Raw genomic sequence first — 24,275 nt, forward strand, 5'->3', positions numbered from 1 at the left:
GCGGCCAGCAGGCCGACCGCCAGGTGCGCGGCGAGGAGCAGCCAGGAGGCGGTGTCGGGCCCCGGGCCGTGCGCGAAGGGGCCGCCGACGCTGCTGCCGCCGCACAGGGCCGTCAGCGCCCCCGGGACGGGGTGGCCGTCCGGTCCGTAGCAGGTGCGCTGGCCGGTGGTGAAGAGCGCGTCGGCGGCCAGCTCGACGGGGACGAGGAGGGCGGCGATCTGCCGGAAGCCGCGCTCCCGGCCGGCCAGCGCGTAGGCGAGGACGAAGACGGCCGCGCCGGTCGCGGCGACGGTCGGCACGGGCAGCGCCATGCCGGACAGCAGCACGTGGGAGGCGGCGGACAGCAGCACGCAGAGCGCTGTGAACAGCGCCGCGCGCGATGCCCGCAACCATGCCGCCGAAATGTCCATGAGGGACGAGTCTGTCATGGGGCGTGGTAAAAGCCGATTAAAGCCCGGGCAGGCCGGAGCCCGGGGAGGCGACGGCCCGGAAAGGCTAGAGCCCCGGAATGCGGCCGTTGCGGAAGAGGTCCACGAAGATCTGGTGGTCCGCCCGGGCCCGCGCCCCGTAGGAGTGCGCGAAGTCGACGAGCAGATCGCCGAAGCCGTCCTCGTCGGCGGCGATGACCGCGTCGATGGCCCGCTCGGTGGAGAAGGGCACCAGCGAGTGGCCGCTCTGGTCGTCGGCCGCCGCGTGCATCGTGGCGGTGGCCCGGCCCAGGTCGGCGACGACGGCGGCGATCTCCGCCGGGTCGTCGAGGTCGGACCAGTCGAGGTCCACGGCGTACGGCGAGACCTCGGCGACCAGCTGGCCGGCGCCGTCCAGCTCGGTCCAGCCCAGCCACGGGTCGGCGTGCGCCTGGAGGGCGCGCTGGGAGATCACCGTGCGGTGGCCCTCGTGCTGGAAGTAGCTCCGCACGGCCGGGTCGGTGATGTGCCGGGAGACCGCCGGGGTCTGCGCCTGCTTCATGTAGATGACGACGTCGTTCTCCAGGGCGTCGCTGTTGCCCTCCAGGAGGATGTTGTACGAGGGCAGGCCGGCGCTGCCGATCCCGATGCCCCGGCGGCCGACGACGTCCTTGACGCGGTAGGAGTCGGGGCGGGTCAGGCTGGTGTCGGGCAGCGTCTCCAGGTAGCCGTCGAAGGCCGCGAGGATCTTGTAGCGGGTGGCGGCGTCCAGCTCGATCGAGCCGCCGTCCGGGAGGAAGCGGCGGTCGGCGTCGCGGATCTCGGTCATGGAGGCCAGCAGCCCGAAGCGGGTCAGCGAGCGGGCCTCGCGGAGCGCGCCGAGCAGCGGTCCGTCGGCGGTGTCCAGGGTGAAGGGCGGGACCTCGTCGTTCTTGGCGCCCGTCGCCAGCGCGTGGATGCGCTCGCGGTAGGCGGCGGCGTAGATCCGCACCAGCTCGGTGATCTTCTCGTCGCTGAGCGCCTTGGTGTAGCCGATCAGGGCGACGGAGGCGGCGAAGCGCTGGAGGTCCCAGGTGAAGGGGCCCACGTATGCCTCGTCGAAGTCGTTGACGTTGAAGATCAGGCGGCCGTTGGCGTCCATGTACGTGCCGAAGTTCTCGGCGTGCAGATCGCCGTGGATCCACACCCGGCTCGTACGGTCGTCCAGGTACGGACCGGTCTCCTTGCCGTGCGCCAGGTCGCCGTAGAACAGGCAGGCCGTGCCCCGGTAGAAGGCGAAGGCCGAGGCGGCCATCTTCCGGAACTTGACCCGGAAGGCGGCGGGGTCGGCCGCGAGCAGCTCACCGAAAGCGGTGTCGAAAACGGCGAGGATCTCCTCGCCGCGCTGCGCGGCCCGGTCGTGCTCGAGCGCCATCGCTGGGTCCTCCTGGTTGATCGTCGAGCGGTGTTGCGAAACGGACGGACGTCCAGAGGCCCCCAACGTGTGGGACCTCCGTCGCGTGCCCGCGATTGTCAGTGGGGGCCGGTAACCTTCAAAGCTGTCTCCCCGCTGTCGCCGACCCTTCGCCGGAGGTCTTGCACCGTGACCGCCTCGTCCAAGCCGCCCTTCACGCACCTGCACGTCCACACGCAGTACTCGCTGCTGGACGGTGCGGCGCGGCTCAAGGACATGTTCAATGCCTGCAATGAGATGGGCATGACGCATATTGCCATGAGCGACCATGGCAACCTGCACGGTGCGTACGACTTCTTCCACCAGGCCAAGAAGGCGAACGTCACGCCGATCATCGGCATCGAGGCGTACGTCGCCCCCGAGTCGCGGCGCAACAAGCGGCGCATCCAATGGGGCCAGCCGCACCAGAAGCGCGACGACGTGTCCGGTTCGGGTGGATACACCCACAAGACGATCTGGGCGGCGAACAGGACCGGCCTGCACAACCTCTTCCGGCTCTCCTCCGACGCCTATGCCGAGGGCTGGCTGACCAAGTGGCCCCGCATGGACAAGGAGACGATCTCCCAGTGGTCCGAGGGCCTGATCGCCTCCACCGGCTGCCCCTCCGGCGAGGTGCAGACGCGACTGCGGCTCGGCCAGTTCGACGAGGCCGTGCAGGCGGCCAGCGACTACAAGGACATCTTCGGCGAGGGCCGGTATTTCCTTGAGCTGATGGACCACGGCATCGAGATCGAGCGCCGGGTCCGCGACGGACTGCTGGAGATCGGCAAGAAGCTCGGCATCCCCCCGCTGGTCACCAACGACTCGCACTACACCTACGCCCACGAGTCGGTCGCGCACGACGCCCTGCTGTGCATCCAGACCGGCAAGAACCTCTCGGACCCGGACCGCTTCCGCTTCGACGGCACCGGCTATTACCTGAAGTCGACGGAGGAGATGTACGCCATCGACTCCTCCGACGCCTGGCAGGAGGGGTGTGCCAACACCCTCCTGGTCGCCCAGCAGGTCGACACCACCGGCTGGTTCGAGAAGCGCGACCTGATGCCGAAGTTCGACGTCCCCGAGGGCCACACCGAGGTCAGCTGGTTCCGCGAGGAGACCATGCGCGGCATGGCCCGCCGCTACCCGGACGGCATCCCGGACGACCGCCTCAAGCAGGTCGAGTACGAGATGGACATCATCATCTCGATGGGCTTCCCGGCCTACTTCCTCGTGGTCGCCGACTTCATCATGTGGGCCAAGAACAACGGCATCGCCGTCGGCCCCGGCCGAGGCTCCGCCGCCGGTTCGATCGTCGCGTACGCCATGGGCATCACCGACCTCGACCCGATCGAGCACGGGCTGATCTTCGAGCGGTTCCTCAACCCCGAGCGCATCTCCATGCCCGATGTCGACATCGACTTCGACGAGCGCAGGCGCGCCGAGGTGATCCGGTACGTCACCGAGAAGTACGGCGCCGACAAGGTCGCCATGATCGGCACCTACGGCACCATCAAGGCCAAGAACGCCATCAAGGACTCCGCGCGCGTCCTCGGCTACCCCTACGCGATGGGCGACCGCCTCACCAAGGCCATGCCCGCCGACGTCCTCGGCAAGGGCATCCCCCTCTCCGGCATCCTCGACCCGCAGCACCCGCGCTACAGCGAGGCCGGCGAGATCCGCGGGATGTACGAGAACGAGCCGGACGTGAAGAAGGTGATCGACACCGCGCGCGGCGTCGAGGGCCTCGTCCGGCAGATGGGCGTGCACGCCGCCGGCGTGATCATGTCCAGCGAGACCATCACCGACCACGTCCCGGTCTGGGTCCGGGCCTCCGACGGCGTCACCATCACCCAGTGGGACTACCCGAGCTGTGAGTCGCTCGGCCTGCTGAAGATGGACTTCCTGGGCCTGCGCAACCTCACCATCATGGACGACGCCGTCAAGATGGTGAAGGCGAACAAGGGCGTCGAGCTGGACCTCCTGAAGATCCCGCTGGACGACCCCACGACGTACGAACTGCTCTGCCGCGGTGACACGCTCGGCGTCTTCCAGTTCGACGGCGGCCCCATGCGCTCGCTGCTGCGCCTGATGAAGCCCGACAACTTCGAGGACATCTCCGCCGTCTCGGCCCTCTACCGGCCGGGCCCGATGGGCATGAACTCGCACACCAACTACGCCCTGCGCAAGAACGGCCAGCAGGAGATCACGCCGATCCACCCGGAGCTGGAGGAGCCGCTCCAGGAGGTCCTCGGCGTCACCTACGGCCTCATCGTCTACCAGGAGCAGGTGCAGAAGGCCGCCCAGATCGTCGCCGGGTACTCCCTCGGCGAGGCCGACATCCTCCGTCGCGTCATGGGCAAGAAGAAGCCCGACGAGCTGGCGAAGAACTTCGTCTTCTTCAAGGAGGGCGCCCAGAAGAAGGGCTTCTCCGAGCAGGCCATCCAGGCCCTGTGGGACGTCCTGGTCCCCTTCGCCGGCTACGCCTTCAACAAGGCGCACTCCTCCGCGTACGGCCTGGTCACCTACTGGACCGCCTATCTCAAGGCCAACTACCCGGCCGAGTACATGTCCGCGCTGCTCACCTCCGTGCGCGACGACAAGGACAAGTCGGCGATCTATCTGAACGAATGCCGGCGCATGGGCATCAAGGTGCTCCCGCCGAACGTCAACGAGTCCGAGGCCAACTTCGCGGCCCAGGGCGACGACGTGATCCTCTTCGGCCTCACCGCCGTCCGCAACGTCGGACAGAACGTGGTCGACTCGATCATCCGCTGCCGCAAGTCCAAGGGGAAGTACAGCTCCTTCCCCGACTTCCTCGACAAGGTCGAGGCCGTCGTCTGCAACAAGCGCACCGTCGAATCGCTGATCAAGGCCGGCGCCTTCGACGAGATGGGGCACACCCGCAAGGGCCTCACCGCGCACTACGAACCGATGATCGACAACGTGGTGCAGGTCAAGCGCAAGGAAGCCGAGGGGCAGTTCGACCTCTTCGGCGGCATGGGCGACGACACCGCCGACGAGGGTCCCGGCTTCGGCCTGGACGTGGAGTTCTCCGACATCGAGTGGGAGAAGGCCTACCTCCTCGCGCAGGAGCGCGAGATGCTCGGCCTCTACGTCTCCGACCACCCGCTCTTCGGCATCGAGCACGTCCTCAACGACAAGGCCGACGCGGCGATCGCCCAGCTCACCGGCGGCGAGCACGCCGACGGCGCGATCGTGACCATCGGCGGCATCATCTCCGGCCTCCAGCGCAAGATGACCAAGCAGGGCAACGCCTGGGCCATCGCCACCGTCGAGGACCTCGCCGGCTCCATCGACTGCATGTTCTTCCCCGCCACCTACCAGCTGGTCTCCACCCAGCTCGTCGAGGACGCCGTCGTCTTCGTCAAGGGCCGCCTCGACAAGCGCGAGGACATCCCGCGCCTGGTCGCCATGGAGCTGATGGTCCCCGACCTCTCCAACGCCGGCACCAACGCCCCCGTGATCATCACCATCCCGACCGTGAAGGTCACCCCGCCCATGGTCGAGAAGCTCGGCCAGGTGCTCACCCACCACCGCGGCTCCACCGAGGTCCGCATCAAGCTCCAGGGCCCGCGCAAGACGACCGTGCTCCGCCTGGACCGCCACCGGGTCACCCCCGACCCGGCCCTCTTCGGCGACCTCAAGGTGCTCCTCGGGCCCTCCTGCCTGGCGGGCTGACACACCCGGTGCCCACCGGCACCACGACCATCACGCGCATGGGGCGCGCCCGGCTGTTCCGGGCGCGCCCCATGCGCGCATCAAGGCGCCGGTCGCCGGCGGACGGTCGGCCCTCCGCCGGCCGGCACCACGCCTCAGTTGTGGCCGAACCTCTTCTGGCGGCCCTTGCGAGCCATGTCCCCCGGCGTGACCTGAGACTGGCGCTGCTCGGTCTGGGATTCCATGGAGGAGCTCTTCGCCTGCTGCGTGCCGCGCTCGGCCGCACTGGTCTTCGGCTCCCGGTTCTGCTTCTTGTTCTTCGCCATGCTGGTGTGCCTCCAGTCGGGGTGACCCCCTGCCGAACACCCTGTCACGCCCCGGCGAAGCGTGCATTTCGGGTAATTACCGTGCGTGATAGGTGCACTTATCGTCGTGAGCCCGTATCCGCCACGCCGAAGATCCAGTTCGGACTGATAACCCCCGCACGGTCGGGCAGACTCCAAGGAAAGCCAGGGAAAACCAGGGCACGACCGTGCCGGGGGGCGACCGCACTTCTGGACTGACAGAAAAACTGACAGAAAGAGGGTGGAACGTGGACCGCTGCGTCGTCCTGGTGGACGCCGGCTATCTGCTGGGCGCCGCCGCGAGCCTGCTGGCCGGGGAGCCCGTCCGGTCCCGCATCACGGTGGACCACGCGACCCTCATCCAAGGGCTGCGCGAACGCGCCGAGGCCGAGACGGAACAGCCCCTGCTCCGGATCTACTGGTTCGACGGCGCCCCCGACCGGGTGCCCCAGCCCGAGCACCGCCGGCTGCGCGTCATGCCCCGCGTCACCGTCCGGCTCGGCGCCCTGACCCGTAGCGACGGCCGCTGGGCCCAGAAGGGCGTCGACGCCGCCATGCACGCCGAGCTCACCGAGCTCGCCCGCAACCGCGCCTGCTCCGACATCGTCCTCGTCACCGGCGACGGCGACCTCCTCCCCGGCCTGATGTCCGCCAAGGAACACGGCGTGGCCGTCCACCTGTGGGCCGTCCAGGCCGCCGACGGCGACTACAACCAGTCCGAGGACCTCGTCGCCGAAGCTGACGAGCGCCGCGTCCTGGACCGCACCTGGATCACCCGCGCCGTCCGCGCCAAGGAACTCACCGGCATCTGCGCCCCGGCCCCCGCGCCCCGCCCCGAGATCGCCGCGATCCTCTCCGCCCCCCTTCCCGAGACCGCGGCCGCCGCGGCGGCCGCCGCCGCGAGCCGTGCCGCGGAGGCCCGCCCGTCCGAGCGCAACGGCACCCGCCCCACCGCACCCGCCACTTGCCCCGACGGCGAACGCGGCCACCAGGACACCGCCGACACGCCCGCCACCCGCGGCGTGCCCACCCCGAAGGACCTCGCGAGCCTCGGCCGCGGCCCGGCCGGCCAGCAGCCCGCCGCCGCCCAGGCCGGCCAGTCCGCCTCCGGCCCGGCCCAGGGCTCCGGCACCTCCGGCCTCGCACCCAACGCCACCCTGCGCTGGTCCTCCGACAAGGGCTGGGTCGAGCGCGGCGCCGGCACCGGCCTCGGCGAGCCCCCCGAAACGGCCTCCCTGCCGATGCTCGCCCAGCTCACCAGCGCCGAACAGCGCTGGGCCGACCGCGAGGAGGACATCACCACCGTCGGCGGCGACCCCTTCGAGGTCGGCCAGGTCTTCGCCCGCCGCTGGACCGAGCGCCTCACCGACTCCATCCACCTCCAGCACCTGTCGACCGAATACCCGCGCATCCCGCACCGCATCGACGGCGAGCTGCTGCGGTACGCGGCCCGCTTCGGACTCCTCGCCCACAAGGACGACCAGATCGACGAACACGACCGCTACGCGATCCGGGCCGGGTTCTGGCGGGAGATCGACGCGCGGACGGCTGCCGAGCACGCGCCGGTGGGCGACTGAGTCGAGCCCGTCCGGCGATCGAGGACAAGGGGCGGGCACGGTTCCGGGCGCCGTTCCACGCCATGTCCGCCCCGGAGCGAGGCCGCACGGCCGAAGCGCGTACCCTCATAGCTCGTGAGGACGGGCGCGAAACAGGCGGAACGGGGCTCCCTGCGGGGAACGGACGACACGGTGTGCACCGTGCGCGGTCTCGTCAAGACCTACCCCGCCGCCCGCGGCCGCCGCGGCACGCCCGGCGCAGCGGCAGTCCGTGCCAGCGACGGCATCGACCTCGACGTCCGGCGCGGCGAGATCTTCGGCCTGCTCGGCCCCAACGGCGCCGGCAAGTCCACGCTCGTACGCCAGCTCACCGGCCTGCTCGCCCCCGACGAGGGCAGCGTCGACCTCCTCGGCCACGACCTGGTGCGCCACCCCGAGCGCGCCTCCCGGCTGCTGGGCTACCTCGGCCAGGAATCGACCGCGCTCGACGAGCTGACCGTCTCCCTCGCCGCGGAGACCACCGGCCGCCTGCGCGGCCTGGACGTCCGTACCGCCCGCGCCGAGCGCGACGACGTCATCGACGAACTCGGCCTCGCCGCGATCGCCGGCCGCCCCCTGCGCAAGCTCTCCGGCGGCCAGCGCAGGCTGGCCTGCTTCGCCGCGACCCTCGTCGGCGACCGGCCCGTCCTCGTCCTGGACGAACCCACCACCGGCATGGACCCCGTCGCCCGCCGCGCCGTCTGGGCCGCCGTCGACCGCCGGCGCGCCGAGCGCGGCGTGACGGTCGTGCTGGTCACCCACAACGTCATCGAGGCCGAGACGGTCCTCGACCGGGTCGCCGTGCTCGAAAACGGCCGGATCATCGCCTGCGACACCCCCGCCGGGCTCAAGGAGCTCGTCGGCGACGAGGTGCGCGTCGAGCTGGTCTGGCGCGACGAGCCGCCCCTGCACGTCCCCGAGGTCGCCGCGCTGCGCTCCACGGCGCACGCCTCCGGCCGCCGCTGGACGCTGCGCCTGGGCCCGGCCGAGGCGCGCGCCGCGGTCGCCGCCGTGACCGGCGGACCCGCCTTCGCCGCCCTGGACGACTTCACCCTCGCCACGCCCAGCCTGGAGGACGTCTACCTGGCGCTGGGCGGCCGCGCGCAGGGACTGGTGAAGGGATGAGCGCCCGCGCCCGTACCGCCGGGCGTCAGTCCGTACCGAAGAGGAGCATCGCGGCGTGACTGCTGTATCCGCAGAAGCGGCACCCGGGCAGACCAGGGCCCAGAGCGCCGCGCCCCCGCGGTCCGACGGCGCCGCGCCGCTCGCGCCGAGGGCGCGGCTGCTGCCGGCGCTGGCCGCCGTCTACCGGGCGCAGCTCTCGCGCGCCCGGGTGGCCCGGATACCGCTGCTGTTCGTGGCGACCTTCCAGTCCGTCGGCATCATGATCCTGATGCGCGGGGTCGTGGACGGCGGCGACGAGGCGCGGGCGGTGGTGGCCGGCTCCAGCGTGCTGGTCGTCGCGTTCGTCGCGCTGAACCTCCTCGCCCAGTACTTCGGACAGCTGCGCGCGAGCGGCGGCCTGGACCACTACGCGACCCTGCCGGTGCCGCCCGCCGCCGTGGTGCTGGGCGCGGCCGGCGCGTACGCGTCCTTCACCGTGCCCGGCACGGCCGTCACCGCGGTCGTGGGCAGCGTGCTGTTCCAGCTGCCGATGGGGCACCTGTGGGTGCTGGCCGCGGTGATCCCGCTGGCGGGCGCGGCCCTCGCCGGGCTGGGAGCCGCCCTCGGGCTGCTCGCGCCCCGGCAGGAACTGGCCACCCTGTGCGGCCAGTTGGGCATGTCGGCGGCGCTGCTGCTCGGCGTGCTGCCCGCCGCGCACATGCCCGCGCCGATCGCCTACGCGCGTGACCTGCTGCCCTCCACCTACGGGGTCGAGGCGCTGGCCCGGAGCTTCGACGCGCGGCCGGACTGGCTGATGGTGGCCGCCGACCTCGGGGTCTGCGCGGGCGTCGGCGTCGTGTCGCTGGCCATCGCCACCTGGGCCTACCGCCGGGCGGCCGTGCGGTGACGCGCCGCAGCGACCCTCCTGCCGCCGACGCGACACCGTCCACCTGGCACGATGGCGGGGTGACCGCATCGCTGACACCGCACGACGAGACACCGCCCGAGCAGCCGCGCGGCGAGCCCGCCGAGCGGGACGCCGGCCGGGACGAGGAACTGCGCGCCGAACTGCGGCAGGCCGCGGTGGTCGCGGGCGCGGTCGCGGTGTCCGGGGTGCTGCTGGGACTGCTGTGGGTGTGGCTGGCGCCGCGCGTCCCGCTGATCTCGGACGGCAAGGCCGTGTACCTGAGGAACACCGAGGGCGAGCAGGCGATCGGCGCGGACGGCACGTTCGCGCTGCTGGCACTGGCCTTCGGCGTGGTGAGCGCGGCCGTGGTCTTCTGGTTCCGCCGCCGCGGCGGCATCCCGCTGGTCGGCGCCCTCGGGGCCGGCTCGCTGCTCGCCTCGGTCATCGGCTGGCGGCTGGGCGTCTGGCTCGGCCCGGACGCCGACGTCGTCGAGACCGCCAAGGCCGTCGGCAAGGGGGTCGTCTTCGACGCCCCGCTGAAGGTCGCGGCGAAGGGTGTCCTGCTGGCCTGGCCGCTGGCCGCGATGGCCGTCCACCTGGTCCTGACCGCCGCGTTCGGCCCCCGCGACCCGGAGCCCGAACCGCACTGGCCCGGGCCCGGGGTTCCGCCGCGGCCCTGACCGCCAGGGGGTGACCGGTGGGTCTGCGCGGCGTCGCGGCGTCCGGCACCAGCGCTCGCGGCGTTGTCGTCGGTCTCCCCCACGCCTGAACGGCGCGGGGGGCCCCATCGCTCCGCGTCGACTCCCTCCTCCGCCTTGCGATCGCAGGCGCCGGACGCCGCTCCTTCACCCACGCAGACCCACCGGTCACCCCCTAGGCCGGCCTCCTGCCGTGGTTGGCCTTGTTCTTCTTCAGGCGCCAGCGGCGCTTGCGGGTGCGCTTCGACATGGGCGTCCCTCCCTGCGGGCGCGCGAACGGCGGCCCGCCCCCCGGTCGTAGCGCAGGCTCGCGCAGGAGTCCAGGGCTTCGGGCGGGGCGCTCAGGCGCGGGCGATGGGCGCGACGACCGCCTCCGTGAGGGAGGCGAGGTCGGTGGGGGAGAGCTCGACCTCCAGGCCGCGACGGCCCGCGGAGACGCAGATGGTCGCGTGGGATCCCGCCGAGGCGTCCAGCGCGGTGGGCAGCCGCTTGCGCTGGCCCAGCGGCGAGATGCCGCCCCGCACATAGCCCGTCGCGCGTTCCGCGGCCGCCGGGTCGGCCATCGCCGCCCGCTTGCCGCCGACCGCCGAGGCCAGGGCCTTGAGATCCAGCGAGCCGGAGACGGGCACGACGGCCACGGTCAGTGCGCCGTCCACCTCGGCCACCAGCGTCTTGAACACCTGCGCCGGGTCGAGGCCCAGCGCCCGCGCGGCCTCCTCGCCGTACGAGGCGACGGCCGGATCGTGCTCGTAGGCGTGCGTCGAGAAGGCGGTGCCCGCCCGCTCCAGCGCGACGATCGCCGGCGTCGCCCCGGCCTGCTGCTTCCTGGACTTCTTCACCGGGGCCGCCTCCGCCGTGGGCTCAGTTGGGGCTGGTCGGCCGCCGGATGAGGTCGGTCGCCGGCAGCGACGGGAGCTTACCGATCACCGCGGTCTCCGCGCGCAGCAATTTCAGCTCCTCCGCCAGCCGGCTCGCCGTGTCCGGCGCCTGCAGCAGCCGCTGCTTGGCCGGGGTGTCGAGCATCGCCGCCGCCGCGACCAGGTAGGACAGCACCGACGGCTCACCGGGCAGGTCCTGCTGCCCGGCCAGCGACCGCTCCGTCGCCCCGGCCAGCCGCTTCTGGTACGCACGGAACGCCCGTACGACCCCGGAGGCGAGCGCTCCCGCCTCGTCGCCCTGGTGCTCCTCGACGGTCTCCACCTCACCCGTCAGGTACGGGCCCGAGGTGTCGACCGACAGCAGCCGGAAGCGGGTGGTGCCGGTGGCGAGGACCTCGTACGAGCCGTCCTCGCGCTCGCGTATGGTCGCGGCCTCGGCGGTGCAGCCGACGGTGTAGAACGCCTTCATCGGGTCGGCGCCGAACCCGGACGCCGGGCCGGGTTCCGGCCGGGCGCCCTCGGGCAGACCGGGTGCGGAGGGGGCGACCTCGTGGCCGTCGCGGATGGCCACGACACCGAAGCGGCGGGGCTCCTCCTCGGGCAGCGCGGACAGGTCGCGCATGAGCGCGCGGTATCGCTGCTCGAAGACGTTCAGGGGCAGGACGAGGCCCGGGAACAGTACGGAGTTCAGCGGGAAGAGGGGGAGGTGGCGTGCGGTGGTCACAGCCGGTAAGCGTAATGGCCTGGGCGGCCGGCAGGTTCGGTCAGGGTTCCCCTGACGGGGCTGTCCTCAAGCGCCGGACGGGCTTGATCGGGCCGGCCCCGGCCTTCGTCCGCAGGCGTCCCCGGGGGTCCCCAAGCGCCTGACGAGCCGATGTGGCCGCGTCGTATCACTGGCTACTGGCGCCGCAAGAGGCGTGACGCCCCCGCCGCCACCGTCGTCGCCAGGACCCAGCCCAGCAGGATCAGTGCCGTCACCACCCACTGCGTGGCACCCGTGGGGCGCCAGGACGAGCCCTGGCCCAGGTCGATGACCGGGACCAGCAGGTCCAGCGCGTACAGCTCCGGGCTCCACTCCGGGCCCTCGCCCTGCTTGAGCGGAGGGACCGGGTGGTAGCTGAAGTACACCGTCGCCGCCGCCCACAGGACCGCCATCCACACCGCCGCCCGCCCGGGGCGGTAGCCGTAGGCCACCGTCCAGTCCTGGAGGTAGCCCCACGCCTTGCCGGCCGGCGGCAGGGTCTCGCGGCGGCGGCGCTGCTTGGCGAGCAGCACCCGCCGCGCCTCGGCGTCCTCGCCGCTGTCGCGCAGGGCACCGGCCAGCCGCTCGTACGGCTCCGGCGCGTACTCCGGGGTCGCGGCGGCCACCCACTCCAGCCGCATGGCCAGCGGGAAGTGGCCGAGCGGTATCAGGTTCTCGTAGAAGAAGCCGGCCATGACCAGGCTGCCGGGGCCCGGCCAGCTCTCCGCCCGGTCGACCAGGTTGACCACCCGCGCCCCCGAGAGCACGACCCGCCCCCGGGCCAGCCACTCCCCGAGGAAGCGCAGCTCCGGCGTCTGGACGCGGCGCAGCGACAGCTCCTGTTCCGCCTCCATCGAGAACCGGGCCTGGCTGAGGTCGACCGCGTCGCCGAACCGGCCGTCGTCCAGCCGCATCCCGCCCTGGCACTGGAAGTGCTGCACGCGGGTGCCGCGCTCGGGGGTGTTGGCGATGCCGTACGGGGGAGTGGCGCCCGCGGCGAACGCGGCGCCGCTGACCCAGGCGGCCGTCAGATACAGCGTGCGCTCCACGGTCAGCTGCGGGGCGTTCAGTGCCCGCCGCCCGTAGGGGTTGCTGAGCGTGGAACCGCGCAGGCTGAGCGAGACGCCGATCTGCGCGCCGCGCATGCTCATCTCGCCGTACGAGCGCATCATCTCTGCCTGGAGGTCCTGCCCGACCGTCAGACCGTCCGCGGCGATCGACAGCCCGCGCCGGTCCCGGCGCACCACCACCTGGTTGAGCAGCAGGTCCGTGCCGATCTGCGCGTCGGTGAGCCGGATGCCGTTCTGCACCACGCACCGCGGCAGGTGCAGATCGCCCTCCGTGCGCAGCCGGGCGGCCTCCAGGCGCGGGATGGCGCAGCCGACCAGGCGCAGGGTCGTGAAGTGGCTCTCCGGCAGGAGGACCTGCTGGTCGAAGCGGCAGTTGTGCATCTCGACGTACGGCACGACCGTCCCGCCCGACAGGTCGAGCGTGCCGGTGATCTGCACGCCGTTGAGCTTGAGCGCGGAGACCCGGCCGGGCAGCGCGGGCGGTCCGTCGAGCAGCAGCAGGGCGACGAGCCGGGCGCGCACGCTGCGCTCGGGGCCCCAGGGGTGCGAGCCGCCCGGGTCGTTCCGCTCGGGGTGGGGGGTGCGCAGATCATGGGTGCTGCCGGTGCGGAAGGCCCGCCACATCCCCCACTCGGCGGTGGTGAGGTCCAGTCCGGCGGGCGGCTCCCCGTCGTGCGGTTCGGTCACGGACCGTACCCCCTCCCGCCACGCATACCACTCGCTACCGTCCCCATTCCCCCCGTGTGACTGTTCGAACACTGATAGTGAGAATTTCGTACTAGCCCCCGACGCGTATCACTGAGTGGTACAGGAAGCCGTGTGCCGGGGCGGGTCTGAGACAATTGACCCTGTGATCTCCCGAATCGATCTGCGCGGTGCCGCCTCGGGCGTCGACCGCGACCTGCTGCCCCGAGCCGAACTCGACGTCGAGGCCGCCCTGGAAAAGGTGCGGCCCATCTGCGAGGACGTGCATCATCGCGGCACCGCGGCCCTGATCGACTACGCGGAACGGTTCGACGGCGTGCGGATCGACCGGGTGCGCGTGGCACCCGAGGAGATCACCGGCGCCCTGGAGCGGCTGGATCCGGCCGTGCGCGCCGCGCTGGAGGAGTCCATCCGCCGCGCCCGCCTCGTCCACCGCGAGCAGCGGCGCACCGACAAGACCGTCAAGGTCGTGCCCGGTGGCACGGTCACCGAGCGCTGGGTGCCGGTCGAGCGCGTCGGGCTGTACGTGCCCGGCGGCAACGCCGTCTACCCCTCGTCCGTCGTGATGAACGTCGTCCCCGCACAGGAGGCGGGCGTCTCCTCGCTCGCCGTGTCCTCGCCGCCGCAGCGCGACTTCGGCGGCCTGCCGCACCCCACGATCCTGGCCGCCTGCGCCCTCCTCGGCGTCGACGAGGTCTACGCCGCCGGCGGCGCCCAGGCCATCGCGATGTTCGCCTACGGCACCGACGAGTGCCGCCCCGCCCAGCTGGTCACCGGCCCCGGCAACATCTGGGTCGCCGCGGCCAAGCGGCTGCTCAAGGGCCGCATCGGCATCGACGCCGAGGCCGGCCCGACCGAGATCGCGATCCTCGCCGACGACACCGCGGACGCCGCCCACGTCGCCGCCGACCTGATCAGCCAGGCCGAGCACGACGTGCTGGCCGCGGCCGTCCTCGTCACGCCCTCCGAGGCGCTCGCCGAGGCCGTCGAGGCGGAGCTGAAGACCCAGGTCGCCGCGACGAAGCACCAGGAGCGGATCACCGCGGCCCTCGCCGGACGGCAGTCCGGCATCGTCCTCGTCGACGACCTCGACCAGGGCCTCGCCGTCGTGGACGCCTACGCCGCCGAGCACCTGGAGATCCAGACCGCGAACGCCGCCGAGGTCGCCGCCCGCGTCCGCAACGCCGGAGCGGTCTTCGTCGGCCCGTACGCGCCGGTCTCCCTCGGCGACTACTGCGCCGGCTCCAACCACGTCCTGCCCACCGGCGGCTGCGCCTGCCACTCCTCCGGCCTGTCCGTGCAGTCCTTCCTGCGCGGCATCCACGTCGTGGACTACACCCGCGACGCGCTCGCCGAGGTCACCCACCACGTGGTCACCCTCGCCGAGGCCGAGGACCTCCCGGCGCACGGCGCCGCGCTCAAGGCCAGGTTCGACTGGAAGGTGCCGAAGTAAGTGACCGGCATCGACGATCTCCCGATCCGGGACGAACTGCGCGGCAAGTCCCCCTACGGGGCTCCCCAGCTCGACGTACCCGTACGCCTCAACACCAACGAGAACCCCTACCCGCTGCCCGAGCCCCTCGTCGCCCGCATCGCCGAGCGGGTCGCCGAGGCCGCCCGGCACCTCAACCGCTACCCCGACCGGGACGCGGTGGAGCTGCGCACCGAGCTGGCCAAGTACCTCTCCCGCACCGCGGGCCACGCGGTCACCATGGACCAGGTGTGGGCCGCCAACGGCTCCAACGAGGTCATCCAGCAGCTGCTGCAGACCTTCGGCGGACCCGGCCGCAGCGCGATCGGCTTCGAGCCCTCGTACTCGATGCACGCCCTGATCTCCCTGGGCACCGGCACCGGCTGGATCGCCGGCCCCCGCCACGACGACTTCACCATCGACGTCGACGCGGCCGTGGCCGCCATCGCCGAGCGGCGGCCCGACGTGGTCTTCGTCTGCTCGCCCAACAACCCCACGGGCACGGCGGTCGAGGCGGAGACCGTCCTGCGCCTGTACGACGCCGCGCAGGCCGCCAAGCCGTCGCTGGTGGTCGTCGACGAGGCCTACGGCGAGTTCAGCCACCGCCCCTCGCTGCTGCCGCTCATCGAGGGCCGGCCGAACCTCGTCGTCTCCCGCACCATGTCCAAGGCGTTCGGCGCGGCCGGGCTGCGGCTGGGCTACCTCGCCGCGGACCCCGCGGTCGTCGACGCCGTCCAGCTCGTCCGCCTGCCCTACCACCTGTCCTCCGTCACCCAGGCCACCGCGCTCGCGGCCCTGGAACACACGGATACGCTGCTCACCTACGTCGAGCAGCTCAAGGCCGAGCGCGACCGCATCGTCGCCGAACTGCGCGCGATGGGCTTCGAGGTGACGGAGTCCGACGCCAACTTCGTGCAGTTCGGCCGCTTCGAGGACAACCACACCGCCTGGCGGGCCCTCCTCGACCGGGGCGTCCTGGTCCGGGACAACGGCGTACCGGGATGGCTGCGGGTCACCGCGGGCACCCCGGCGGAGAACGACGCGTTCCTCGACGCGGTGCGCGCATTGACCAAGGAGAACTGATGAACCACCGCGTCGGTCGCATGCTGCATCACCCGGGGGAGAACCCCCGGACCCCCAGCCGGGCCGAGACCGTCGTAGCACAGGGCCGGGAACGGCTCGTTCGCAAGGAGATCAGCTCATGACTCGCGTGGGCCGCGTGGAGCGCACCACGAAGGAGACCTCCGTCCTGGTCGAGATAGACCTCGACGGCACCGGTCAGGTCGACGTGTCGACAGGTGTCGGCTTCTACGACCACATGCTCGACCAGCTCGGCCGCCACGGGCTCTTCGACCTCACCGTCAAGACCGACGGCGACCTGCACATCGACACCCACCACACCATCGAGGACACCGCCCTCGCCCTCGGCGCCGCCTTCCGGCAGGCCCTCGGCGACAAGGTGGGCATCTACCGCTTCGGCAACTGCACGGTCCCGCTGGACGAGTCCCTCGCCCAGGTCACCGTCGACCTCTCCGGCCGCCCCTACCTCGTGCACACCGAGCCCGAGAACATGGCGCCGATGATCGGCACGTACGACACCACGATGACCCGGCACATCCTGGAGTCGTTCGTCGCGCAGGCCCAGATCGCCCTGCACGTCCACGTCCCGTACGGGCGCAACGCCCACCACATCGTCGAGTGCCAGTTCAAGGCCCTCGCCCGCGCGCTGCGCTACGCCTCCGAGCGGGATACGCGCGCTGCCGGAATCCTTCCCTCCACGAAGGGCGCCCTGTGAACGGCCTCTCCACCACCCTCATCGTCGTCGGACTCTTCCTCGTCGGCGGCATCATCTCCTTCGTCAAGCAGGGCCTGCCCAAGAGCGTCATCGTGCTCCTCGGCATAGGCGCCGCCATGTGCCTGACCGCCGGCCTGATGCGCGCGGAAGGGCTGTGGTCATGACCGCCCGCAAGAAGGTCGTCGTCTTCGACTACGGCTTCGGCAACGTCCGCTCCGCCGAGCGGGCCCTGGCCCACGTCGGCGCGGACGTCGAGATCACCCGCGACTACGACAAGGCCATGACCGCCGACGGCCTGCTCGTCCCCGGCGTCGGCGCGTTCGCCGCCTGCATGAAGGGCCTGCGCGACGCCCGCGGCGACTGGGTCATCGGCCGCCGCCTCTCCGGCGGCCGCCCCGTCATGGGCATCTGCGTCGGCATGCAGATCCTCTTCGAGCGCGGCATCGAGCACGGCGTCGAGACCGACGGCCTCGACGAGTGGCCCGGCACGGTCGAGCCCCTCAAGGCGCCCGTCGTGCCCCACATGGGCTGGAACACCGTCACCCCCGCCGAGGGCTCCCGGCTCTTCGCCGGCCTCGACGACGACACCCGCTACTACTTCGTGCACTCCTACGCCGTGCGCCAGTGGGGCTTCGAGATCACCGCCGACCACATCCGGCCGCCCCAGGTCACCTGGGCCACGCACGGCGAACCCTTCATCGCCGCCGTGGAGAACGGCCCCCTGTGCGCCACCCAGTTCCACCCCGAGAAGTCCGGCGACGCCGGCGCGGTCCTGCTCCGCAACTGGCTCGACACCCTGTGACCGGCCGCGGCGCCGTCCCCGCTCCGCCGGGGCACGGCACCCGGCCCGGCCCGTACCCACACCGTAAGGTCCCTCTCATGACTCACCGCCTTGAACTCCTCCCCGCCGTGGACGTCCGCGACGGGCAGGCCGTGCGACTGGTCCATGGCGAGTCCGGTTCGGAGACGTCGTACGGCGACCCGATGGCCGCCGCCCAGGCGTGGCAGCGCTCGGGCGCCGAATGGCTGCACCTGGTCGACCTCGACGCCGCCTTCGGCACCGGCGACAACCGGGCACGGATCGCCGAGGTCGTCCGCTCCATGGACATCAAGGTCGAACTCTCCGGCGGCATCCGCGACGACGCCTCGCTCACCGCCGCCCTCGCCACCGGCTGCACCCGCGTCAACCTCGGCACCGCCGCCCTGGAGAGCCCCGAATGGGTCGCCAAGGTCATCGCCGAGCACGGCGACCGCATCGCCGTCGGCCTCGACGTCCGCGGCACCACCCTGCGCGGCCGCGGCTGGACCCGCGACGGCGGCGACCTCTACGAGACCCTCGCCCGCCTGGACGCCGAGGGCTGCGCCCGCTATGTCGTCACCGACATCGCCAAGGACGGCACCCTCGAAGGCCCCAACCTGGAGCTGCTGAGGAACGTCTGCGCCGCCACCGACAAGCCGGTCGTCGCCTCCGGCGGAGTCTCCTCCCTTGACGACCTGCGGGCGATCGCGAACCTGGTACCGGAGGGTGTCGAAGGCGCCATCGTGGGAAAGGCCCTCTACGCCAAGGCGTTCACCTTGGAAGAGGCCCTGGAGGCTGTATCCGTATGACCGAATCCCCCGCCCCGCGGCGCGTACAGTCAGACAGCTCCTGGGAGGAGACGATCGGCTTCGCACGCGCCGTGGCGGCGGGGGACCACGTCCTCGTCGCGGGCACCATGCCGCTGGTCGACGGTGTCCTGCAGGGCGAGGGCGACCCGTACGAACAGGCGCTGGCCGCCTTCGGCAACGCCCTCGGGGCGCTGAAGGAGTTCGGCCTCGGCGTCGAGTCCGTCATCCGCACCCGGATGTATCTCACCCACGCGCGCGACGTGGACGCGGTCGGCCGCGCCCACAAGGAGCTCTTCGACGCGGTACGGCCCGTGGCGACCCTGGCGGTCGTCTCCGGCTTCGTCGACTCCCGCGTGCTGGTCGAAGTAGAAGTAGAAGCTTACCGAGGAGCAACGAACACATGACCCTGGCGGTCCGAGTCATCCCCTGCCTGGACGTGGACAACGGCCGGGTCGTCAAGGGCGTCAACTTCCAGAACCTCCGCGACGCCGGCGACCCCGTCGAGATGGCCAAGGTCTACGGCCGGGAGGGCGCCGACGAACTGACGTTCCTCGACATCACCGCCTCCTCCGGCAACCGCGAGACCACCTACGACGTGGTGCGCCGCACCGCCGAGCAGGTCTTCATCCCGCTGACCGTCGGCGGCGGCGTCCGCACCGCCGGCGACGTCGACAAGCTGCTGCGCGCCGGCGCCGACAAGGTCGGCGTCAACACCGCCGCCATCGAACGCCCCGAGCTGATCCAGGAGATCGCCGAGCGCTTCGGCCGCCAGGTGCTGGTCCTGTCCGTGGACGCGCGGCGCACCGACTCCGGGTCCTTCGAGGTGACCACGCACGGCGGGCGGCGCGGCACCGGTCTCGACGCGGTGGAGTGGGCGCACCGCGCGGCGGAGCTGGGCGCGGGGGAGATCCTGCTCAACTCCATGGACGCGGACGGCACCAAGGACGGCTACGACACGGAGATGATCCGGGCCGTGCGCCGGCACGTGTCCGTACCGGTCATCGCGAGCGGTGGCGCGGGCCGGCTGGAGCACTTCGCCCCGGCGGTGACGGCGGGCGCGGACGCCGTGCTGGCGGCGTCCGTCTTCCACTTCGGCGACCTGCGGATCGCGGAGGTCAAGAACACCCTCCGCGAGGCGGGCCACCCGGTGCGCTGATTCCTGCAAATTCCAGCCTGGCCGGCAGAATCCAGCCCGTCCGGCGTTTGAGGACCGGGGTCCGGGGCGGAGCCCCGGTTACGGGAAGGGGCGGGTCAGGGGAGAAGAAACCCCGACACCCGCCCCAGGCCGTGTCCGGCGGGTCTTCGGCTGCGGGGCCAGCTTTGCCGCCTGCGGCGGCGGGCGCCCTGCGGGCGCGTCCTCAAGCTCCCCCAGCGGTAGCTGGGGGAGCTTGAGGACGCCACCCCGCAGCGGTGGTGCGGACGAGACGGCCCCGCAGCCGCCCGCTCACGTGATCCGCCGGACACGCTAGTCCCGCAGCAGCAGAACAATGGCCCCGGCCACCAGCGCCAGCGCCACCGCCGCCACCCCATGCGACAGCCGATGCGCCCGCAGTACCGGCAGGTAACGATCGGCCGCGTACCGCCCCGGCCCCGTGAACGCGAGAGCCGTTGCCGCCAGCGCGACCAGAAGAGTGAATTCGACGCCCTTGGGGAGGAAGAATCCGCCGTCCCACGTCACGTCGAGCGCGTTGATCATCGTGCCCAGCACGGCCGCGGCCGCGAGCGGCGTGAGCAGCCCCAGGATGAGTCCCGCGCCGCCCAGGCTCTCGCTGAGCCCGGCGATGACGGCCATGGTCCTGGGCGCCGGGTACCCGGCGCCGTCGAAGCCCTTCGCGGTCGCGTCGATCCCCGGCCCGCCGAACCAGCCGAAGAGCTTCTGCGTGCCGTGCCCCACCATGATGATGCCGAGCATCAGGCGCAGCAGCAGGATCCCCAGGGAGAAACCCGGGGGCGGCGCGGCCTGTGCGGGAGCGGGAACGGTGTGGAGGGTTCTGCCGCGAAGGGCCATGGCGGGTGCCTTCTTCCCAGTCGGTGTTCGACCTCCCCCGGCCCTCGCAGGGCCTCAGATTCCCAGTGTGGCCCCACCCAGCTTCGCGATCGCGTTCTCGTCGCCCTCCAGCTCCACCCGGGCCGCGCCCTGACGGCCGAAGGTGAACAGCGTCAGCTCGCCCGGCTCACCCGTCACCGTGACCACCGGCGTCCCGCGGCGAGCCACCGCCGTCCGCCCGTCGGGGCGGCGCAGCACCACCCCCACCGGCGAGCGCCGGCCCAGCATCCGGGCCACCCGCTCCAGCCGCGCCCACAGCGCGTCCGCGAAGACCGGGTCCACCTCACGGGGCGTCCAGTCCGGCTGGGCACGGCGGACGTCCTCGGTGTGCACGAAGAACTCCACCGTGTTGGCGGCCTCGTCGACCTGCTTGAGGGCGTACGGCGACAGACGCGGCGGGCCGGTACGGATCAGCTGGAGCAACTCCTCGTACGGCTTCGCCGCGAACTCGGCCTGCACCCGCTCCAGCCGTGGGGCCAGCGCCTTGAGCACGATCCCGGCGGCCGCGTCGGCACGCCGCTCGCGCACCACCACGTGCGCCGCCAGGTCACGGGCCCGCCAGCCGCCGCAGAGCGTCGGGGCGTTCGGGCCCACCGTCTCCAACAGGTCTGCGAGGAGCAGCCGTTCGCGTTGCGCATGGGTCGACATGGCGCCACCCTACGACCGGTGCGCCCCCCCACGCCACGCCGCCGCGCCCCCGCGGCCGCACGCGCTACCCCGGCAGCGCCTCGGTCAACTTCGCGCCCCCGGGCGCCGTGCTCCGCGTGATCGTGCAGGTGACCTGGTTCTGACCCCGGTCGTAGGTCGACTTGGCCGGGTAGAGGGTGTACGAGTAGTACGTCCGGCCGTCGGTTATGGAACCCACCCGCTTCTGGGCGTCCTTCTCGCACAGCCCCTTCGCCTTGGTCTGGATCTCCAGCTCCGAGGCGTACGCACCGGTCAGCGTCTCGTTGGCTATCACCTCGCCGTCGTGACTGCCGTCGCACGACCGCTTGGTCACCCGCGTCACGCCACTGCTCAGATGCGGGTGGTCGAAGCACTCACCGGGCTTGAGCACCACGTACGGCACCCGCGAGACCGACGGTGAGGAGATGCCCGAGGACGGGGACGGGTCGAAGCCCGGCGGCTCCTCGTCGGACCCGGTGGGATCCGAGGACGGCGCGGTGGACGGCGCGGCGGCGCTCGGCGACCGGCTCGGCTTCGCGGACGCCTTCTTGTCCCCGCCGCCGGCCGTCAGGATGATGCCGCCCACCACGAGGCCCGCCACCAGGACCACGGCCACCACGATCGCGGCGACCTTCGCGCCATTGCCGCCCGACGGCGGCGGAGGCGGCGGCGCGAACTGCTGCCCGTACGGCTGCTGCCCGTACTGGCCGAAACCCTGCTGCTGCCCATACCCCTGCGCGCCGTTCGGCTGCCCGTAGGACGGTCCGTAGGGCTGGCCGGGAGGCTGGACGGGAGCGGGGGCGGGCGGCTGGCCGGGCGGCCCGAAGCCCTGCGGCGGACCGAACCCACCGCTGTCACCAGGAGGTTGCGGGGAGTGCGGCGGAGGCGGAGACGTCATGGTCGAAGCATGCCGTACGGCACTGACAATCCGACCGGCGGGCCCCGCCCCCTCGCCCCGCCCCCGGACACCCCGCCCGTAGCGGCACAATGGACGGCATGACCGGCACCACCAGCCCCCATGCGCCCCGTCCCGGCTCCGGCCTCGACCCCGCCATCGCCGCCCGCCTCAAGCGCGACCCCGACGGCCTGGTCCCCGCCGTCGCCCAGCAGTACGACACCGGCGAGGTGCTCATGCTCGGCTGGATGGACGACGAGGCGCTCCACCGCACCCTCACCACCGGCCGCTGCACCTACTGGAGCCGCAGCCGCCGGGAGTACTGGGTCAAGGGCGACACTTCCGGCCACGCCCAGCACGTGAAGTCCGTCGCCCTCGACTGCGACGGCGACACGCTCCTCGTCAAGGTCGACCAGGTCGGCGCCGCCTGCCACACAGGCGACCGCACCTGCTTCGATGCCGACGTCCTCCCGCTGGGCAAGTAGCATCCGCTGCCATGGCAGCCACGACCCCGGGTGACACCGCCCCCGACGCCGCAACCTTCTCCACGCTCGCGAAGGACCGCCGGGTCATCCCGGTCACCCGCCGGTTCCTCGCCGACGGCGACACCCCCGTCGGCCTCTACCGCAAGCTCGCCGCCGAGCGGCCGGGCACCTTCCTGCTGGAGTCCGCCGAGAACGGCCGCACCTGGTCCCGCTACTCCTTCATCGGTGTCCGCAGTGCCGCCACCCTCACCGTGCGCGACGGGCGGACGCACTGGCTCGGCACCCCGCCCGTGGGCGTCCCCACCGACGGTGACCCGCTGGAGGCCCTGCGCGCCACCGTGGCCGCCCTGCACACCCCCCGCGACCTCATAGAGGGCACCGGACTGCCGCCCTTCACCGGCGGCATGGTGGGCTACCTCGGCTACGACATCGTGCGGCGCCTGGAGAAGATCGGCGACCACGGCACCGACACCCTCGGCCTGCCCGAGCTGACCATGCTGCTCACCTCGGACCTCGCCGTCCTCGACCACTGGAACGGCACCGTCCTGCTGATCGCCAACGCGATCAACCACAACGACCTCGCCACGGGCGTCGACGAGGCGTACGCCGACGCCGTCGCCCGCCTCGACGCCATGGCCGCCGACCTCCAACGGCCCGCGCCCACCGACCCCACCACCCTGCCGCCCTCCGAACTGCCCGAGTACACCGCCGGCTGGGGCGGCCCCGACTACATGACGGCCGTCGAGGACATCAAGGAGCGCATCCGCGCCGGCGAGGCGTTCCAGGTCGTGCCCTCCCAGCGCTTCGAGACGCCCTGCACCGCCTCCGCGCTCGACGTCTACCGCGTGCTGCGGGCCACCAACCCCAGCCCGTACATGTACCTGCTCCGCTTCGACGGGTTCGACATCGTCGGATCCAGCCCCGAGGCGCTGGTCAAGGTCGAGGACGGACAGGCCCTCGTGCACCCCATCGCCGGCACCCGCCCGCGCGGCGCCACCCCCCAGGCCGACGCCGCCCTCGCCGACGAGCTCATGGCCGACCCCAAGGAACGCGCCGAGCACCTCATGCTCGTCGACCTCGGCCGCAACGACCTCGGCCGCGTCTGCGAACCCGGCAGCGTCGAGGTCGTCGACTTCATGTCGATCGAGCGCTACAGCCACGTCATGCACATCGTCTCTACCGTCACCGGCCGCCTCGCGCCCGGCCGCACCGCCTTCGACGTCCTCACCGCCTGCTTCCCCGCCGGCACCCTCTCCGGCGCCCCCAAGCCCCGCGCCATGCAGATCATCGAGGAGCTCGAACCCGCCCGCCGCGGCCTGTACGGCGGCTGCGTCGGCTACCTCGACTTCGCCGGGGACTCCGACACCGCCATCGCCATCCGCACCGCCGTGCTCCGCGACGGCACCGCCTACGTCCAGGCCGGCGCCGGCGTCGTCGCCGACTCCGACCCGGCCGCCGAGGACGCCGAGTGCCGCAACAAGGCCGCCGCCGTCCTGCGCGCCGTGCACTCCGCCAACCGGCTCCCGCACCGCACGTGAGCACCCGGCCGGGCGCCGCGGCCGGGCCCCCGGGGGACCCGCGGGCGCCCGGCCGCACCGGACGAGGGATAGTGGTATCCGTGAGCGCAGCCGTACCCCACCCCCGCCCCCACGCCGAACCCGCAGCCCGCGCCGGCGCGGCCAAGCGGCGCAGCGTCGCCGTCGCCCTGCCGTCCCGCGCCGCCGGCGCCGCGCTCGTCCCGCTGG

General features: G+C 72.3%; 24 protein-coding genes and 1 pseudogene. 15 read left to right on the top strand and 10 right to left on the bottom strand.

Translation table 11 applies throughout. From position 1 onward, the window contains the following. Positions 1-410 (bottom strand): annotated as a pseudogene (locus J7E86_RS20930) (hypothetical protein); the annotation flags it as partial. A gap of 85 nt (positions 411-495) precedes the next feature. After that, a complete protein-coding gene (locus tag J7E86_RS20935) occupies positions 496-1,821 on the bottom strand; it encodes a DUF2252 domain-containing protein (RefSeq protein WP_215083259.1) in 1,326 nt (441 codons plus the stop codon). Positions 1,822-1,989: 168 nt separating this feature from the next. Between J7E86_RS20935 and dnaE the strand changes: the two genes are divergently transcribed. After that, the gene (gene dnaE / locus J7E86_RS20940; RefSeq protein WP_215083260.1) at positions 1,990-5,541 is read left to right on the top strand and encodes a DNA polymerase III subunit alpha; all 3,552 of its coding nucleotides are present in this window, start codon (positions 1,990-1,992) and stop codon (positions 5,539-5,541) included. Positions 5,542-5,675: 134 nt separating this feature from the next. On the opposite strand, the gene J7E86_RS20945 is transcribed toward dnaE, so the two are convergent. Further along, positions 5,676-5,846, bottom strand: coding sequence for a hypothetical protein (locus J7E86_RS20945; protein WP_215083261.1), 171 nt, complete (start codon positions 5,844-5,846; stop codon positions 5,676-5,678). A gap of 266 nt (positions 5,847-6,112) precedes the next feature. Here J7E86_RS20945 and J7E86_RS20950 point away from each other — a divergent pair, with 266 nt between their 5' ends. The 4 genes from J7E86_RS20950 to J7E86_RS20965 all read left to right on the top strand — a co-directional run bounded on the left by J7E86_RS20950 (position 6,113) and on the right by J7E86_RS20965 (position 10,150). Next, positions 6,113-7,441, top strand: coding sequence for an NYN domain-containing protein (locus tag J7E86_RS20950; RefSeq protein ID WP_215083262.1), 1,329 nt, complete (start codon positions 6,113-6,115; stop codon positions 7,439-7,441). A 171-nt stretch (positions 7,442-7,612) separates the two neighbouring features. Then, complete coding sequence (locus J7E86_RS20955; protein ID WP_215083281.1) at positions 7,613-8,584, top strand: ABC transporter ATP-binding protein; 972 nt, start codon at positions 7,613-7,615, stop codon at positions 8,582-8,584. Between the two features lie 55 nt (positions 8,585-8,639). After that, positions 8,640-9,470, top strand: coding sequence for an ABC transporter permease (locus J7E86_RS20960; RefSeq protein ID WP_215083263.1), 831 nt, complete (start codon positions 8,640-8,642; stop codon positions 9,468-9,470). A gap of 59 nt (positions 9,471-9,529) precedes the next feature. After that, positions 9,530-10,150, top strand: coding sequence for an ABC transporter permease (locus J7E86_RS20965; RefSeq protein ID WP_215083264.1), 621 nt, complete (start codon positions 9,530-9,532; stop codon positions 10,148-10,150). Positions 10,151-10,343: 193 nt separating this feature from the next. On the opposite strand, the gene J7E86_RS32105 is transcribed toward J7E86_RS20965, so the two are convergent. The 4 genes from J7E86_RS32105 to J7E86_RS20980 all read right to left on the bottom strand — a co-directional run bounded on the left by J7E86_RS32105 (position 10,344) and on the right by J7E86_RS20980 (position 13,545). After that, a complete protein-coding gene (locus tag J7E86_RS32105; protein ID WP_374223834.1) occupies positions 10,344-10,418 on the bottom strand; it encodes a 50S ribosomal protein bL37 in 75 nt (24 codons plus the stop codon). A gap of 91 nt (positions 10,419-10,509) precedes the next feature. Then, positions 10,510-11,007, bottom strand: coding sequence for a Cys-tRNA(Pro) deacylase (gene ybaK / locus J7E86_RS20970; RefSeq protein WP_215083265.1), 498 nt, complete (start codon positions 11,005-11,007; stop codon positions 10,510-10,512). A 22-nt stretch (positions 11,008-11,029) separates the two neighbouring features. Beyond that, positions 11,030-11,770, bottom strand: a complete 741-nt coding sequence (locus J7E86_RS20975; protein ID WP_215083266.1) for an LON peptidase substrate-binding domain-containing protein — start codon at positions 11,768-11,770, stop codon at positions 11,030-11,032. A gap of 173 nt (positions 11,771-11,943) precedes the next feature. Then, positions 11,944-13,545, bottom strand: coding sequence for an oxidoreductase (locus J7E86_RS20980; RefSeq protein ID WP_215083267.1), 1,602 nt, complete (start codon positions 13,543-13,545; stop codon positions 11,944-11,946). A 163-nt stretch (positions 13,546-13,708) separates the two neighbouring features. Between J7E86_RS20980 and hisD the strand changes: the two genes are divergently transcribed. The 8 genes from hisD to hisF all read left to right on the top strand — a co-directional run bounded on the left by hisD (position 13,709) and on the right by hisF (position 19,593). Continuing rightward, the gene (gene hisD / locus J7E86_RS20985; protein ID WP_215083268.1) at positions 13,709-15,016 is read left to right on the top strand and encodes a histidinol dehydrogenase; all 1,308 of its coding nucleotides are present in this window, start codon (positions 13,709-13,711) and stop codon (positions 15,014-15,016) included. After that, on the top strand, positions 15,017-16,117 hold the full coding sequence (locus tag J7E86_RS20990) for a histidinol-phosphate transaminase (protein WP_215083269.1): 1,101 nt from the start codon (positions 15,017-15,019) through the stop codon (positions 16,115-16,117). 118 nt (positions 16,118-16,235) lie between these two features. Beyond that, the gene (gene hisB, locus J7E86_RS20995; RefSeq protein ID WP_215083270.1) at positions 16,236-16,829 is read left to right on the top strand and encodes an imidazoleglycerol-phosphate dehydratase HisB; all 594 of its coding nucleotides are present in this window, start codon (positions 16,236-16,238) and stop codon (positions 16,827-16,829) included. Next, positions 16,826-16,993 carry a hypothetical protein gene (locus J7E86_RS21000; RefSeq protein WP_215083271.1) on the top strand — a complete coding sequence of 56 codons (168 nt, stop codon included), beginning with the start codon at positions 16,826-16,828 and terminating at the stop codon, positions 16,991-16,993. Before hisB ends, J7E86_RS21000 begins: the two co-directional genes overlap by 4 nt. After that, on the top strand, positions 16,990-17,631 hold the full coding sequence (gene hisH / locus J7E86_RS21005; RefSeq protein ID WP_215083272.1) for an imidazole glycerol phosphate synthase subunit HisH: 642 nt from the start codon (positions 16,990-16,992) through the stop codon (positions 17,629-17,631). Before J7E86_RS21000 ends, hisH begins: the two co-directional genes overlap by 4 nt. Before the next feature lie 77 nt (positions 17,632-17,708). Next, positions 17,709-18,437, top strand: a complete 729-nt coding sequence (priA, locus tag J7E86_RS21010) for a bifunctional 1-(5-phosphoribosyl)-5-((5-phosphoribosylamino)methylideneamino)imidazole-4-carboxamide isomerase/phosphoribosylanthranilate isomerase PriA (RefSeq protein ID WP_215083273.1) — start codon at positions 17,709-17,711, stop codon at positions 18,435-18,437. Beyond that, positions 18,434-18,841, top strand: coding sequence for a RidA family protein (locus tag J7E86_RS21015; RefSeq protein WP_215083274.1), 408 nt, complete (start codon positions 18,434-18,436; stop codon positions 18,839-18,841). The genes priA and J7E86_RS21015 overlap by 4 nt, the downstream gene beginning before the upstream one ends. Further along, positions 18,838-19,593, top strand: coding sequence for an imidazole glycerol phosphate synthase subunit HisF (hisF, locus tag J7E86_RS21020; protein WP_215083275.1), 756 nt, complete (start codon positions 18,838-18,840; stop codon positions 19,591-19,593). Before J7E86_RS21015 ends, hisF begins: the two co-directional genes overlap by 4 nt. 309 nt (positions 19,594-19,902) lie before the next feature. On the opposite strand, the gene J7E86_RS21025 is transcribed toward hisF, so the two are convergent. The 3 genes from J7E86_RS21025 to J7E86_RS21035 form a co-directional block, all read right to left on the bottom strand. Then, positions 19,903-20,445 carry a DoxX family protein gene (locus J7E86_RS21025; RefSeq protein WP_215083276.1) on the bottom strand — a complete coding sequence of 181 codons (543 nt, stop codon included), beginning with the start codon at positions 20,443-20,445 and terminating at the stop codon, positions 19,903-19,905. Between the two features lie 54 nt (positions 20,446-20,499). After that, positions 20,500-21,132, bottom strand: a complete 633-nt coding sequence (locus J7E86_RS21030) for a TIGR03085 family metal-binding protein (protein ID WP_215083277.1) — start codon at positions 21,130-21,132, stop codon at positions 20,500-20,502. 64 nt (positions 21,133-21,196) lie between these two features. Further along, positions 21,197-22,048 (bottom strand): septum formation family protein, encoded by an 852-nt coding sequence (locus J7E86_RS21035; RefSeq protein WP_215083278.1) that lies wholly within the window; start codon positions 22,046-22,048, stop codon positions 21,197-21,199. Between the two features lie 98 nt (positions 22,049-22,146). Between J7E86_RS21035 and hisI the strand changes: the two genes are divergently transcribed. Beyond that, entirely contained in the window at positions 22,147-22,530 is a 384-nt protein-coding gene (hisI, locus tag J7E86_RS21040) for a phosphoribosyl-AMP cyclohydrolase (protein WP_215083279.1), read from the top strand. Positions 22,531-22,541: 11 nt separating this feature from the next. Continuing rightward, complete coding sequence (locus J7E86_RS21045) at positions 22,542-24,068, top strand: anthranilate synthase component I (protein ID WP_215083280.1); 1,527 nt, start codon at positions 22,542-22,544, stop codon at positions 24,066-24,068. Positions 24,069-24,275: the final 207 nt, after the last annotated feature.

Source organism: Streptomyces sp. ISL-11 (genome assembly GCF_018614525.1).
GTDB lineage: Bacteria > Actinomycetota > Actinomycetes > Streptomycetales > Streptomycetaceae > Streptomyces.

Coding starts and splice junctions, on each gene's coding strand:
- J7E86_RS20935 (WP_215083259.1), bottom strand. CDS start 1,821: ATGGCGCTCGAGCACGACCGGGCCGCGCAGCGCGGCGAGGAGATCCTC.
- J7E86_RS20945 (WP_215083261.1), bottom strand. CDS start 5,846: ATGGCGAAGAACAAGAAGCAGAACCGGGAGCCGAAGACCAGTGCGGCC.
- hisB (WP_215083270.1), top strand. CDS start 16,236: ATGACTCGCGTGGGCCGCGTGGAGCGCACCACGAAGGAGACCTCCGTC.
- hisH (WP_215083272.1), top strand. CDS start 16,990: ATGACCGCCCGCAAGAAGGTCGTCGTCTTCGACTACGGCTTCGGCAAC.
- priA (WP_215083273.1), top strand. CDS start 17,709: ATGACTCACCGCCTTGAACTCCTCCCCGCCGTGGACGTCCGCGACGGG.
- J7E86_RS21015 (WP_215083274.1), top strand. CDS start 18,434: ATGACCGAATCCCCCGCCCCGCGGCGCGTACAGTCAGACAGCTCCTGG.
- hisF (WP_215083275.1), top strand. CDS start 18,838: ATGACCCTGGCGGTCCGAGTCATCCCCTGCCTGGACGTGGACAACGGC.
- J7E86_RS21025 (WP_215083276.1), bottom strand. CDS start 20,445: ATGGCCCTTCGCGGCAGAACCCTCCACACCGTTCCCGCTCCCGCACAG.
- J7E86_RS21030 (WP_215083277.1), bottom strand. CDS start 21,132: ATGTCGACCCATGCGCAACGCGAACGGCTGCTCCTCGCAGACCTGTTG.
- J7E86_RS21035 (WP_215083278.1), bottom strand. CDS start 22,048: ATGACGTCTCCGCCTCCGCCGCACTCCCCGCAACCTCCTGGTGACAGC.
- hisI (WP_215083279.1), top strand. CDS start 22,147: ATGACCGGCACCACCAGCCCCCATGCGCCCCGTCCCGGCTCCGGCCTC.
- J7E86_RS21045 (WP_215083280.1), top strand. CDS start 22,542: ATGGCAGCCACGACCCCGGGTGACACCGCCCCCGACGCCGCAACCTTC.